Source organism: Paenibacillus sp. Y930, assembly GCF_056786375.1.
Genome location: NZ_JBXCIX010000006.1, coordinates 129,399 through 144,414 on the forward strand (window position 1 = coordinate 129,399; position 15,016 = coordinate 144,414).

The following is a 15,016-nucleotide window of genomic DNA, read 5'->3' on the forward strand; positions in this document are numbered from 1 at the left end:
ATAATACATCTTTTGTAGATCATATTAGTCTTCCCCCTAAAAATGTAAGTAATTTTTTAATTGTTCTTGAATACTACTTCACAACTAGCTACCACTACTTTATAATGAAGAGTATTGAAAATTATTGAGAAGCGGTAGTTGCCTAATAATTGTGAATGAAACGTAGATATAACAAGGGGTTTGAGCTATCACGCAGCATCTGTTGCAGCTATGTTCTTGACAACTGAAGCTGTAGTAGCTTATAAGAATCTCTACATGAGTATATAGTAGTATACTGAAATAGAAATAAAGACTAATGATAAAGGAGCCAACTTAATTTGTTTGGCTCTTTTTTGTGTGATTTATAAGATTAAGATTGAGTTAGGTAAGGAAATGCTCACAATAGGTTCTGGATTTCTGTTCAGTAACTCGTCAGAACTTCTCGTACCATTAATGATATGAACCTTGATAAAGCCATCTGTTGTTGATATAATTTGGATAATCAAATAAAAGAAATGGCGTAATATCAAGGGTTTCATGAAGATATTGGAATGTTGCTTACGGAAGAATTTATGATGGAGCCTGAAGCTTCTGTATCAGCAATGGTGTTTGCTCATCCTGAAGCGCAGTATTTCAATGTGGATAAAGCTTAATATAGTTAATAAAAGGATAAATAGAACCGTCACTATTACAGAGATTATGCTCTGATAGTGACGGTTTTTTTATTGGTGAGAGATATTTTTGTAAAACCATAGACATATATTTAATTGTTTGCTAATATCTCAGTGTACTTTACAGAACAGTGTTTTATAATGTAGAACAAATGATAGAGGAGTTGGATTTTCTCAAAATGCCAATTATTCAGGCGATTGATCGAGCTCTGAAAATTATCGATTTATTTGATGAGCAGCATATGGAATTGAAAATAACAGAAATTAGCCAAAGAATGAATCTTCACAAAAGTACAGTGCATTCACTTTTGAAAACGCTTCAACTGCATGGCTATATTGAGCAGGATACTGAACTAGGTAAATACCGCTTAGGCATACGCTTTGTAGAGAAGGGACAATTGTTTCTTAACCATCTGGATTTGAGAGATTTTGTGCGGCCTTATCTAAGGGAACTATCAATGCTTACCGGACAGACGACGCATCTGGTTACATTGGAAGGTAATGAAGGGATATACATTGATAAGGTAGAGGGAGAAAAAGCTGCAATACGATATTCGCGAATTGGAAGAAGAGTTCCGCTTTATACAAGTGCATCAGGTAAAGTACTCCTTGCTTTTCAAGATGAGAATGATCGCAACAGGCTATTATCTACTTTGACATTTGAAGGAAGAACAGAGCGTACTATTACGAATAGTAATGATTTTGCAGCGGAATTGAACAACGTCTTTCAGTTTGGTTATGCGATTGATAACGAAGAGAATGAAGCGGGTGTCAGATGTGCAGCAGTACCAATATTTAATCATCAACAACATATTATTGCTGCGATGAGTCTATCTTCATTGGTGGCTTTAGTTGATGAACAAGAGTTGTTAGCATATATTCAGTTATTGCAGAAAGCTTCTATGGAAATCTCCAAGAGAATCGGATACGGCGGCAATTAATTCTATGATGATGTTATATTCGCTAGCTAATCTTATACTTAAGAACACTGTTTTATAATATAAAACAAATGGAGGCTAGATGATGAGAATTATTCGATATGCTGAAGAGGATACGATTAAGCTTGCGAGTATTAATGATGCTCAACTGCTATGTGAATTAAGTGAAACCGATGTTATGAGTGTATTCAACAACGCAAAAGCGTTGGGTCAAACGGCATTACAGTACGTAGAATCAACTCGAATCGGAAAATCAACGAAACATGTAGATATCGACAAGCTGAACGTACTCACTCCCATTATCGCACCAGAGGTATGGGCGGCAGGTGTAACCTATGGACGGAGTAAGGAAGCACGAAATTACGAGGCAACGGATGGTAAATTAGATGCATTAACCTTCTACGACAAAGTCTATGAGGCAGAAAGACCTGAGCTATTTATGAAATCTACAGCTGCTCGTACTGTAGGTCCTGGTGATGAGGTCTGTATTCGAAGTGACTCTAATTGGCAGGTGCCAGAGCCTGAGTTAGGACTATTATTAGATAACAAGGGCGAGATATTAGGTTATATCGTCGGTAATGATATGAGCTGCCGAGATATAGAAGGGGAAAATCCACTCTATCTGCCTCAAGCGAAAATATGGAAAAACTCCTGTTCAATAGGACCTGCAATTCGCTTGGCGGAAACGGTAAATGATCCTTATAACCTCGATATGATTTGCCGAATCTATCGTGATGGCAAGAAGGTAGTTGAGGAGACGGCTAATACCTCGCAATTAAAGCGTAAGCTGGATGAATTAGTATCATTTCTGATAAGAGATAATATTGTTTTTGATGGAACTGTGCTATTAACCGGTACATGTATTGTGCCACCTAATCAGTTCACTTTACAGGAACATGATGTCATTGAAATTGAAATTGCTACAATTGGTACGTTAAGAAATAGCGTGATTTGTGCTTAAGAAAACATGGTTTGGAGGAGAAAGGATGGTTCAGATGACAGAGCAAGTATATGGTAATTATATTCAAGGCAGCTGGCAGTATACAAAAGAAGAGCAATTACAAAAAAGTATTAATCCTGCTCACAAAAATGAGGTAGTGGGTTGGCTGCCAGTTTCCACAGCAGAAGATTTGGAAGCTGCTATTGAATCAGCCCATCAAGCAAAACATAGCTGGAGAAAGCTAGCAGGTTCTGAACGTGGTAATTATCTGTATAAAGTAGCAGATATTCTTGAAGCTCGAATAAATGAAGTTGCAGAAACGATGACAAGAGAAATGGGTAAAACATTGGCCGAAGCAAAGGGTGAAACTGCACGTGGAGTTGCAATCTTAAGATACTATGCTGGCGAAGGTATGAGGAAAATTGGCGAAGTTATTCCTTCGACTGATGCGGATGCGTTAATGTTTACGACAAGAACTTCATTAGGGGTTGTAGGTGTCATTTCACCTTGGAATTTTCCTGTGGCGATTCCAATTTGGAAAATTGCTCCTGCACTTATCTATGGAAATACCGTTGTATGGAAGCCAGCAACGGAAACTGGAGTAACGGCCGCAAAAATTATGGACTGTTTTGATCAGGCAAAGCTGCCATTAGGTGTGTTGAATATGATTATTGGAAGCGGTATCACGATTGGTCAAGGTATCGCTGAGCATAAATTAATAGATGGCATCAGCTTTACAGGCTCTAATACGGTAGGAAAGCAGGTAGGTCAAGCCGCTTTAGCGCGGGGAGCAAAATACCAGCTAGAGATGGGTGGAAAAAATCCTATCATTATTGCAAGTGATGCAGATCTCGATCTAGCTGTGGAGGGTACGATTAGTGGAGGTTTGAAATCCACAGGTCAAAAATGTACAGCAACTAGTAGAGTCATTGTGTTGAAGGATGTATTCGAGACATTCAAACAAAAGCTAGTCGAGAAGGTATCAACTTTAACAGTTGGAGACGGCATGGATTCCGCTACGTGGTTAGGTCCTTGTGCGAATGAAAAACAGATGGAAACCGTTCTATCCTATATCGAATTAGGGAAAGAAGAAGGTGCAAGACTTCTTACTGGCGGATCAGCACCCCAAAATCCATTGCTCCAAGAGGGATTCTATGTCGAGCCTACTATTTTTGACGAAGTGAAGCCTCATATGAGAATAGCGCAAGAAGAAATTTTCGGCCCTGTACTTACGCTCATTGAGGCTGATTCCTTTGAAGAAGCGATTAAACTGGCTAATGATTCTGAGTATGGATTAAGTGCTTCTATTTATACCCGCAATATTCAGCATATGATGCATTTTATTCAAGATATGGAAGCAGGAATGGTAAGAGTGAATGCGGAAACAGCCGGAGTTGAACTGCAAGCTCCATTTGGCGGTATGAAGCAATCAAGCTCTCATTCAAGAGAGCAAGGCCAAGCAGCTATTGAATTCTATACCTCTATTAAAACAGTCTTTATTAAATCATAAATGATAGACAAGTAGAAAGGGGCGAGCATGTGTATGAAAATCGAGGATATTATGGGTCAGGAAATAGATGGAATATACGATATTTTTACGCATGCATCGGGACCAGAGGGGAAATTGCCACTTACACCTGATATGCTGCGAAACTCTCCTAGTGGTGACTTGTTTGGTTTATCGCAAAATGTAGGAATGGGCTGGAGTCCAAATCATTTACTAGGAAAGCAAATTCTTATATTAGGCACACAAGGTGGAATTAGAGATGTGAATGGGCAGCCCATTGCATTAGGCTATCATACGGGTCACTGGGAAATCGGAGAATTGATGAAGTCTGTCGCTGAAGAAATTAATGATAGTGGCGGTATTCCATTTGCAGGATTCGTGAGTGATCCTTGTGATGGTCGCACACAAGGTACGACTGGTATGTTCGATTCATTACCTTATCGTAATGACGCTGCGATTGTGTTGCGTAGATTAATCCGTTCCTTGCCGAAAAGAGTAGCAGTTATTGGCGTAGGCACTTGTGATAAGGGGCTGCCTGCTATGATGCTTGCTATTGCAGGTTCTCCTCAATTGCCAGGGATCATTGTGCCTGGCGGTGTTACGTTGCCACCGACGAATGGGGAAGATGCCGGAAAAATTCAAACGATCAGTGCAAGATATGCTAATGGAGATCTAAGCTTAGAGGATGCTGCGGAATTAGGCTGCAAGGCTTGCGCAACTCCAGGTGGCGGATGTCAATTTCTCGGCACAGCTGGTACAGCACAGGTCATTGCGGAAGCGATGGGTCTTACTGTTCCCCATGCAGCACTTGCTCCCTCAGGGCAAAAAATATGGCATGAGATGGCTCGTCAATCGGCAAGAGCAGCTATCCATATGGATAGCCTTGGGTTAACGACAAAGGATATTTTGACAGATGATTCCATTCATAATGCAATGGTCATACATGCTGCATTCGGCGGTTCAACGAATCTCTTATTACATATTCCAGCTATTGCCCATGCCGCAGGCTTAACTATCCCAACGGTTCAGGATTGGGCAGAAGTGAATAGACGAGTACCAAGATTAGTTAGTGTATTACCTAATGGACCGCAGCCCCATACTACTATTCGCGCATTCCTTGCTGGTGGAGTGCCAGAGGTGATGCTACAGCTAAGAAAGCTGGGAGTTATCAAAGAACAGGCAAGAACAGTAACAGGGCAAACGATCGGCGAAGTAATTGATTGGTGGGAAGGCTCTAGCAGAAGGAAAGCAGTGAGGCAATTACTAATCGATAAGGACGGTGTGTTGCCAGAGGAAGTAATTTATAGTCCTGAACAAGCCAAAGCCGCAGGATTAACCTCTACTCTTACTTTTCCAATAGGCAATATTGCACCTGAAGGCTCCGTCATTAAGTCCACAGCTATAGATCCAAGTAAAGTGGATGTGAATGGTGTGTACAGTCATACAGGTAAAGCAAAAGTATTTACCACTGAGAAATCTGCGATTGCTGCTATTAAAAGTAAGATGATTGAAGCGGGAGATATTTTAGTGTTAATTGGCCGTGGTCCTTCTGGAACAGGTATGGAGGAAACCTATCAGCTAACCTCTGCACTGAAATATTTGCCGTATGGAAAAGATGTATCCTTAATTACAGATGCTCGTTTCTCTGGCGTATCGACAGGTGCTTGTATTGGTCATATTGGACCAGAAGCATTAGCGGGCGGTCCAATTGGTAAGCTAAGAACGGGAGATTGGATTGATATCCAAATTAATTTATTCACGCTCGAGGGCTCGATAAATATGGTTGGAGATGATCATTTCCCTTCAACAATTGAAGAGGGAAATAGGGTATTAGCGATACGAGCTATTCATCCAGAACTATCCGCCGATCCAGACCTGCCAGCTGATACTATTCTATGGGCTGCGCTGCAAGCTGCAAGCGGTGGAACATGGCGCGGATGTATCTATGACACTGAACGTATCAAGTCACTATTAGAAATAGGGATGAGATCTGAGGAAGGTCAACAATTACTGAAAAGCTATCAATAAACTACTTATGTATAAAACCAGTTTTTTGGACGAACTAATTTGAAAGTTAACAGTAAAAGTGTTGCTGATTTACTCAGCAACACTTTTATTTGTCTAGGTAGAAATTTCATTAACAGCAAGTTAATTTTAAGTGAACAAATTCCATTGTATTACGAACATATATTCTGTACACTAGAATGGAGAAAAGATCATATGCGTACAACCTAATGCGACAGCAGAAAGTAAGGAGTAATGGGATGAACGAGTGGACAGGTAAGGCAAAAGATATGCAGGAATGGCTGCGTGGACTGAAGGATCAAACTGAAATTATGAAAAACGTAACGGAATGGCGCGTTATTCCACCAAGAGATGCTTTTTCCGTTAGTTTACCAATAGATTTACATCCAGAACTTTATAAAGCGTTGCAAAGTAAAGGGATGACTGAACTATATACGCATCAACGAGATGCATTTGAAGCTGCTAGTCGTGGTATGCATGTTGTAACGGTTACGCCAACGGCATCGGGTAAGACATTATGCTATAACCTTCCTGTTCTGCAAGAAATCGTGGAACATCCAGAGTCAAGAGCATTATATATGTTTCCGACGAAAGCATTAGCGCAAGACCAAGTGGCGGAGCTGCAACAATTTGCCGACCTTATGGATTGTGAATTGAAATGTAATACGTATGATGGGGATACGCCACCGAGCGCTCGCACAGCGATTCGTAATGCTGGTCATATTGTCGTTACGAATCCAGATATGCTGCATTCGGCTATATTGCCGCATCATACGAAATGGGTAAAGCTATTCGAAAACTTGAAATTCATCGTTATCGATGAAGTGCATGCTTATCGAGGCGTATTTGGCTCACATGTTGCCAATGTTATTCGTAGATTGTTACGTATTTGTCATTTCTATGGTTCAAATCCGCAATTTTTATTAGCTTCTGCGACTATTGATAACCCTGGTGAACATGCTTCGCGTCTCATCGGCAAGCCAGTTCATGTCGTTGATGTGAACGGAGCACCTTCAGGTGAGAAGCACTTTATTTTCTATAATCCGCCTGTCGTTAATGAACAGCTCGGCATCCGCAGAAGTAGTGTGCTTGAAACGAAAAAGCTAGCAGGTATGCTCATTAAGCAGGGTCTACAAACGATCGTATTTGCTAGAAGTCGTGTTCGTGTGGAGCTGCTGCTTACTTATTTACAAGAGTTAACGGATCATAAAGTGAATGATCATACGATTCGTGGGTATCGTGGAGGCTACTTACCAAAGCTGCGCAGGGAGATTGAAAAGGGCTTGCGTTCTGGAGAAATCAAAGCTGTTGTAAGCACGAATGCGCTTGAGCTGGGCATTGATATAGGACAGCTGCAAGCTTGTGTATTGAATGGATATCCTGGCACGATCGCCAGTACTTGGCAGCAATCGGGACGAGCAGGGCGACGTAATGAAGTATCGGTTACTTTCCTCGTCGCTAGTAGTAGTCCACTTGATCAATATATGGTGCAAAATCCTGATTATTTCTTCAATCGACCACCTGAACGAGCATTGATCGATCCTGATAATTTATTAATTTTAATTGATCATGTGAAATGTGCAGCCTATGAATTACCGTTCCAACGTGGTGAACAATTTGGCAAGGAATCTTTGGAGGATATGTTAGAATTTCTAACTGAAGAGAAGGTGGTTACTTATTCTGGTGACAGATGGTTCTGGATGGAGCAATCATTCCCAGCGCACAATATATCACTGCGCTCAGCCGCGGGTGAAAACTTTATTATTATTGATATTAGCAATCAAAATAAGGTGATCGGTGAAGTGGATCGGTTTAGCGCACCGACATTAATTCATGAAGAAGCGATCTATATTCATGAAGGTATTCAATATCAAGTTGAAAAACTAGATTATGAAGAGAAGAAGGCGTATGTTCGAGAAGTAGATGTAGATTATTATACAGACGCTAATCTCGCTGTTGAGTTGAAGGTGCTTCATATCGATCAACAGAAAGTAACTGGTGAGCTAGAGCAATGCTATGGTGAAGTTACGGTCAATGCACAGCCAACTATTTTCAAAAAAATCAGATTGCTCACTCATGAAAATATTGGATCAGGGCCGATTCATCTACCAGAGGAAGAGCTGCATACGGCTAGCTATTGGTTTACTTTCTCCGATGAGCGATTAGCGGCTATGACGAAGGAACAGGTGCAATCTGCGCTCTTAGGTCTATCGAATGTACTATCTAATATAGCTCCGCTTTATCTGATGTGTGATCCTTTTGATATTCGTGTTATGCCTCAAGTGAAAGCATTACACACGGGGAAACCAACGATCTTTTTCTATGATCGATATCCTGGTGGCATTGGTCTCAGCAAAAGGCTATATGAGATTCATACTTCGCTTATTGCTAATGCGCAGCAATTAATAACGCAATGTCAGTGCATTAGTGGTTGTCCTGCATGTGTTGGTCCGATTGAAGAGGTTGGCATCATTGGGAAACAAGCTGCGTTGCAATTACTAGATCTATAATTACTATCAATGTGCTGAGAGGAGGGGCTGGATGAGTAGTTTGAAATCGCGTTTACAACGATTGCAAGGCGTAAACAATGCTGAGCAGTCTCATAGTAGCAATACAATTGTAAGTGAAGCATCTCAAGCTGAAGGTGCAGCGGCAGTTGATCAAGTAGCAATAGCGCAAGTGAAAGAACCATATGCAGAGCAGTGGAGTGCGCTTGATGTACATGTCGTAAGTAATGAGCATGGTGAATTTTTAATGCGCACGCATCGATATGGCAGTACTCATTATCACGGCATGCATCGACTAGGGGAATGGCCTCAAGTTGCTCATCATCTCCAAGCCTTTTTCCCAGAGCATCAAGCACATTCAGAAAATATTCTATTTCTCGATTTGGAGACTACAGGACTTGGTGTAGGTGCAGGTAATATACCATTTATGATCGGACTAGCCTATTGGGAAAATAATGAACTTATCGTTCAGCAAGCATTAATTCGTCATCCTGCGGAAGAGCGAGCGATGCTTGCATATTTACATCATCTAACAAAACGCTATACTCATCTAATTTCATATAACGGTAAAAGCTTTGACTGGCCATTGGTACATAGTCGCTACGTTATGAATGGGATGCGTCAAGAAATATGGGAGCCGCTTCATATTGATTTGCTACACCCTTCACGCAGTTTATGGCGTAATACGTTAGAATCCTGCAAGCTTAGTCATATCGAGGAGATGCGCTTAGGAATTACGCGAGTTGAAGATGTACCTGGATCAGAAGCGCCTAGATTGTATTTCGAATATTTGGCAGACGGCAATCCAACGATATTAGAAGGTGTATTTCTTCATAATGAAATTGATATGCTATCATTAGTCTCATTGGCAACCCGTTTTGCTTATTTGTTAAGTGATACAGAAATTACTCATTATGTACAGCAGCCATCAGAGCCAGAGGAAATGGTTCGGACAGGTCTTTGGTTAGAAAAGATGGGGTTAACTACTTATTCCGAACAATTATATACGATGGCAGTACATGTTCCGACTACCGCCTCCAATACGTTAATGCTGCTAGCTATGCGAGATAAGAAGCAACGGCATATGTCTCGAGCACTGTTACTTTGGCATCGAATGGTTGAACATATCGGTAAATTTCCACAGCGGGATGAGATTGATGCAGCGATTGAACTTTCAATGTATTATGAGCATAAGACGAAGCAATATGATAAAGCATATCATTATGCAACGATCGCTTTGGAGGCATCATTGAACTATGTGAATTATGCTCGGCGCAAACTGCGTAATGAACAGCAACAAATCGAAGCGATCCGCAAACGTTTGACGAGGATAGCGAAAAAAGGCGATAATTAGATAGTAACGTGCAGCTAATGCTAGGGTTTTCCTGCCATTAGCTTTTTTTCTCTGTAAAGAAATGAATTATTATGTTATCTTGAATATTAATGAAATAAATTAATTTTAAGAACAGTATTAATTGAATAGCATCTTTATGATCTGTTCATATAATAGGAGAAGGATAAAATGACAGCTATGCATAACAAATATAAAGCGTTGCTTATTGATTTGGATGGTACGATGTATCATGGCGATTCGCCAATCGAAGGTGCAAGTCAATTCATAACATATTTGCAGGAGCATAATTGGCTATATCGATTCGTTACGAATAATTCTTCGGCGACGGCACAGCAAGTTGCCGAGCGATTGAACACAATGGGTATTTCTGCAAATGCTGAACATATATGCACGTCTGCTCAAGCTACAGCACATTATATAGCCAAGCAATGTGGTCCGAGTCGACCAAAAGCTTTTATCATTGGTGAGCACGGCTTACGGAATGCATTGTTAGATGCTGGAATCGAAATTACAGATCAGAATCCAGATTATGTCGTTCAAGGAATAGATAAGTCGTTCAATTATGAAAAGGCTACCCAAGCGATTACTCTCATTCGCGAAGGTGCAACATTCATTATGACGAATCCAGATTTGTTACTACCTGCCAATGGAGGCTTCATTCCTGGAGCGGGATCAATAGGCGCGATGTTACAAGCTTCATCTGGCAAGCAGCCGATTGTTATTGGCAAGCCATCGAAAATTCTTGTTCACTATGCACTGTCTCAGCTTGGCATTGAAGCACATGAAGCGTTAGTAGTTGGTGATAATATGTCTACTGATATTGCAGCAGGTGTTCATTCTGGTTGTGGTACTGTGTTATTATATACAGGGTTAACGAATGCTAATAATAAGTCATACTATACGGAGCAGGCTGGATGCGATGCTGATTATATTTTCGAAACGATATATGACTTCCAACAGTTTTTGATGAAGGACTAATATTATTATTTGATCAAATTTATCACCAAATATAATAGAGTAGATGTAATGTTCTTGGAACATGATAGGGAGGATTTCAAGCATGTACGAATTACCAGAATTAGATGTTATACGCGCTGTGTTAGCTGAAAAGTATGCAGGAGCTCCAATAACGAAAATCGTTGTAAATAGTAAAGTATTAGTAGGTAAAAAAACAAGACTAACCGATGCATTAGTGCACGCGACGATATGGTTTGTCGAACGCCGAGCAGGTCATCTGATCTTGCATCTTGATACGGGCAAGCGCCTGATGATTTATTTACAAGAAGGAAGCCGTTTTTATGGTGGCGAATCTGGCGAAGCATTGAAATCAGGTGCGCATTTGGTATTGTACTTTAATAATCGCTACGTTGCTTTCTACGATCTTGCGGATGAAGCTGTTCAATTGCTAACGGTTCGGGAAGTAGATGACCAACTGAAAATATGTGGACCAGACCCGCTTGATAAGCGCTTTACATTAAGTGCGCTGCAACTTGTATTAGGGAAAAAACGTAATTATTTGAAAACACTACTGCTCGATGCCACGTTAATGACGGGAATTGGTGCAATTTATAGTGATGAAATATTGTTTGCAGCGCGCCTGATGCCTAATCGTAAAGCAAATACGTTAACAGCAGCCGAGGGTGAAGCATTATATACAGCGCTGCAAACGATCATGAAAAATGCAATTGCTGATGGTGGGTCTAGGGAACAAGCATTGTTTGCGCAGGACTCATTTACAGGGAGCTATATTGACAAGTTACAAGTCTATCAACGTGAAGGTGAGCCATGTCACGTCTGCTCAGAGCCAATCCAGCACATTGTTGTAGCAAAGCAAAAAAGCTATATATGTCCAAATTGTCAGCAATAATGAATGAGCTGCTTCATTGATAAGTACAAAACTTGGTAATAGTATAAAGGAGACTATCATATGATTCATGTCTATTTAGATGATTTCCGCAAATGTCCTACAGGTTTCGTACTTGCAAAAGATGCGGCTGAGTGTAAAATGTTAATTGATATGGAAGAGATCGATATACTATCTTTAGATTTTGATCTTGGTTGGAATCAACCAACGGGTTATGAAGTCGTTCGGCATCTTATTGCAACAGGTAAATTTCCAAGGACGATCTATTTGCACACATCGAGTATGTTTGGTCGTGAACAAATGTATGAAGCTTTGAAGGAATCGATACCAGCTGATGTTGAACTGTTCGGCAGAGCCATGCCTCAACAAGTTATGGATGACATTAACAAAAAATCAAATTGAACGATGAAAGAGGCAAAACATGAGTAAGTGGATAGGTACATCCAATAAAAACTTTTCCCCATATGCAATGGAGGAACTGCGCAGAACATTTACAACGATTCATTTCACACAGCTTGTACCTGGTGAAGTGTTTTTATTCGATATACCGATGGAAAGTGATGAGGTCGGGCAGCAGTTGTCCACTTCGGAACTTATCTTTCTAAGACATGTACAACCTATTGATCGGGAATTTGCATTAACAGGACAAGCTTCAGATGTAGAGCAGCTTGTTCAGATGATTTCTTATATTGAAACTTCAATTTCTGACAAACAAATTTCGATCCATATTCGTACAAGCCGTGACAGCTTGCTTGTTAATACGAAGGCAGAGATTAAAGAGGTTATGGAAGCAGCAATTGTAGAAGCGGGTGGGCAGCTAGTTTTACAAAATCCTGATCTTATTATTGCGATTTACGCGCATCATTCTCATCTTTATGTTGGTTTTGGAACGGTGGAGGAGATGCGTTCAGATTGGCCTGGTGGTGCGATCCGTTTCCAACGTGAGGAAGGACAAGCTTCTCGTGCCAAGTTCAAGCTGCTTGAGGCGGAGAAAGTATTTGGACTAGATCTATCATTATTCAAACAAGCAATCGACGTTGGCGCTGCTCCTGGAGGCTGGAGTAGTTTGCTGTTAGAGCGAGGCTTGAAAGTAACAGCTATTGATCCAGCGGTATTGGATGAGCAAGTTATGCGTCATCCAGCGCTAACTCATCTGAAGATGAATGCCTCAGATGTTAAGCTTCCGAAAGCTAGCTTTGATCTTATTGTATGTGATATGAGCTGGAATCCATTGTTAATGAGTAAATTAGTAATAGGATTACGTCCTGCATTAAAGCCTTATTCTTACGGCGTCATTACGTTAAAACTAATGAACAAAAAAGTTATGCAAAGTATTCGAGAAGTGAAGGAAAGATTAGGTTCGGGTTATAATGTATTACAAGCAAAACAACTTTTCCATAATCGTGATGAAATTACATTGCTGATTCAGAAAAATGGTTAAATAATGGTGCTTGTTATTGTATAATAGAACAAAATAAGTTATTGCATATTAAAACTAGATAATGTGTTGTAGAAAAGCATTCTACTGCCTAACCGGCGGTGGAATGCTTTTTTTTTGTGCGGCGAACATGGACTTATGCGGCGAGCATGGGCGCTAGCTTTAGTAAAATGGAGGAGATTGCGATGAAACCTTTAGCGTTAGGTACTGTTATTCAAGATCGTTATAGTGTAGCAGAATATGTTGCAGAAGGAGGGATGGGTCGGCTATATAAAGTACGTGATCTTAGGCTAGAGGGAATGATTAGAGCGATGAAGGTATTGAAGCCGGAGTTACAGGAACGTACGAGATTTACTACTGTGAGAGAGTCTGAAGCTAAGTTGCTAACATTGCTTCAACATCAAGGCTTGCCGATGATTTATGATCATTATCATGCTAATGAACAGCACAATGAGATCATCGTAATGGAGTGGATCGAAGGTCAACAGCTTGATCAGTTTTGTGTAGAGCAAAAGTTTCCACTATCTTACGAACTTATATTGTCGATGAGCATCGAACTGATTGAAGCAATCCAATATTTACATGAACAGTCTCCCGCTATTATACATCGAGATATTAAACCAACGAATATAATGATTTGCCGAAATGGACATGTCAAATTAATTGATTTTGGTATAAGTAAGCGACATCGCACGCATCGGGTGCAGCCTACTATCGCACTGGGTACCCCCGGATTTGCTTCACCCGAGCAGATGAAAGGGATACCGACAGATGAGCGAAGTGATCTATATAGCTTTGGTTGTATACTCTACTTTTTATGTACCGAGGGGAAACAACTAGCGAATCAGTATGATTTACAACAAATAGAATACATTATTAAACGTGAATTGGCTCATATTTCAATTGCGCTACGACATCTAATTCTACACTGTTTGCAGCCTAACCCACAATATAGAATCGAACAAGCTTCACAAGTGAAGACACAATTGCTTCGGTTAGCTTCTCGACATTCTTCTCCGCAAGCCACTTATTCAGTTAAGCAACCACTATGCAATGCTCAGAGGAGCAAATCTATCGCAGTGTTCTCTCTTCATTCACAAGCTGGTGCGACGACAATCGCGATGTTAATTGCTCAGCACTACGCATTACACGAACGTGTGAAACTGATTGAGTTTTGTGGACCATCCGCTTGTCTAGAAAGTATTCCCATTGTGCAGAAGCAGCTTGCGGAGTCTAATCCAGCGATGAAGGAAATCGATCCGTACTATAAGGAGGTAATGATTGATCTCATCGAGCATCATATATTCCACAGTGCGATGGATACGAACAGCTGTGATGCTACGGATTCATTTGTAAGAAGAATTAGTAAGGATAGCTCAGCAGATGTTCAAGTAATCGATTTTTCGAGTGGGTGGAGTGCTGAATTAGTCGAGCAAATTCGTGAACAATTGAGCTATGTCGTCCTCGTATGTGATCCAGCAATTATTGTAAGTAATGAGAGGAACTTTCTCAAAATCCAGCGCTTACTTGCTATATTAGAAAAATATAATATTACGTATACGTGGATTAATAATAAAGACTGTCATTTTAGTGGGCGCAAAGCATGGAATCTACTTAATAATGGTCGGGAAGTGTATTCAATTGCAATGCTACCAACGGAAGACGTCTATAGCGAGATGTGGAGTCGACATTGGTTAAGTGGTAGAACTAAAGTGTTGAAAAAATTAAAAAATAAGTTAATGCCATTAATTAAAGTAATCGATTTGTCGCTTGAGCGTGTAGACTAGCTTGCA

Annotated in this window: 11 protein-coding genes and 1 pseudogene; all 12 read left to right on the forward strand. The window is 40.5% G+C overall.

What is annotated here, in order from left to right:
- Positions 1-518: 518 nt before the first annotated feature.
- Positions 519-632, forward strand: a pseudogene (locus tag AC1TO5_RS17370) (vitamin B12 dependent-methionine synthase activation domain-containing protein); the annotation flags it as partial.
- Positions 633-829: 197 nt separating this feature from the next.
- Complete coding sequence (locus tag AC1TO5_RS17375) at positions 830-1,591, forward strand: IclR family transcriptional regulator (RefSeq protein WP_482064101.1); 762 nt, start codon at positions 830-832, stop codon at positions 1,589-1,591.
- 82 nt (positions 1,592-1,673) lie between these two features.
- Positions 1,674-2,549: a fumarylacetoacetate hydrolase family protein gene (locus AC1TO5_RS17380; RefSeq protein ID WP_482064201.1), complete on the forward strand. Its 876-nt coding sequence runs from the start codon at positions 1,674-1,676 to the stop codon at positions 2,547-2,549.
- 25 nt (positions 2,550-2,574) lie between these two features.
- Positions 2,575-4,038 (forward strand): alpha-ketoglutaric semialdehyde dehydrogenase GucD, encoded by a 1,464-nt coding sequence (gene gucD / locus AC1TO5_RS17385; RefSeq protein WP_482064102.1) that lies wholly within the window; start codon positions 2,575-2,577, stop codon positions 4,036-4,038.
- A gap of 27 nt (positions 4,039-4,065) precedes the next feature.
- The gene (locus AC1TO5_RS17390; protein WP_482064103.1) at positions 4,066-6,063 is read left to right on the forward strand and encodes a YjhG/YagF family D-xylonate dehydratase; all 1,998 of its coding nucleotides are present in this window, start codon (positions 4,066-4,068) and stop codon (positions 6,061-6,063) included.
- A gap of 236 nt (positions 6,064-6,299) precedes the next feature.
- Positions 6,300-8,570: a DEAD/DEAH box helicase gene (locus AC1TO5_RS17395; protein ID WP_482064104.1), complete on the forward strand. Its 2,271-nt coding sequence runs from the start codon at positions 6,300-6,302 to the stop codon at positions 8,568-8,570.
- 31 nt (positions 8,571-8,601) lie between these two features.
- Positions 8,602-9,921 (forward strand): ribonuclease H-like domain-containing protein, encoded by a 1,320-nt coding sequence (locus tag AC1TO5_RS17400; RefSeq protein WP_482064105.1) that lies wholly within the window; start codon positions 8,602-8,604, stop codon positions 9,919-9,921.
- Positions 9,922-10,089: 168 nt separating this feature from the next.
- On the forward strand, positions 10,090-10,899 hold the full coding sequence (locus tag AC1TO5_RS17405) for a TIGR01457 family HAD-type hydrolase (protein WP_482064106.1): 810 nt from the start codon (positions 10,090-10,092) through the stop codon (positions 10,897-10,899).
- 82 nt (positions 10,900-10,981) lie between these two features.
- The gene (locus tag AC1TO5_RS17410) at positions 10,982-11,788 is read left to right on the forward strand and encodes an Fpg/Nei family DNA glycosylase (protein WP_482064107.1); all 807 of its coding nucleotides are present in this window, start codon (positions 10,982-10,984) and stop codon (positions 11,786-11,788) included.
- Positions 11,789-11,848: 60 nt separating this feature from the next.
- Positions 11,849-12,187: a cyclic-phosphate processing receiver domain-containing protein gene (locus tag AC1TO5_RS17415; RefSeq protein WP_482064108.1), complete on the forward strand. Its 339-nt coding sequence runs from the start codon at positions 11,849-11,851 to the stop codon at positions 12,185-12,187.
- 19 nt (positions 12,188-12,206) lie between these two features.
- The gene (locus AC1TO5_RS17420; RefSeq protein ID WP_482064109.1) at positions 12,207-13,226 is read left to right on the forward strand and encodes an SAM-dependent methyltransferase; all 1,020 of its coding nucleotides are present in this window, start codon (positions 12,207-12,209) and stop codon (positions 13,224-13,226) included.
- Between the two features lie 182 nt (positions 13,227-13,408).
- Entirely contained in the window at positions 13,409-15,010 is a 1,602-nt protein-coding gene (locus AC1TO5_RS17425) for a serine/threonine protein kinase (RefSeq protein WP_482064110.1), read from the forward strand.
- The last annotated feature ends 6 nt before the right edge of the window (positions 15,011-15,016 follow it).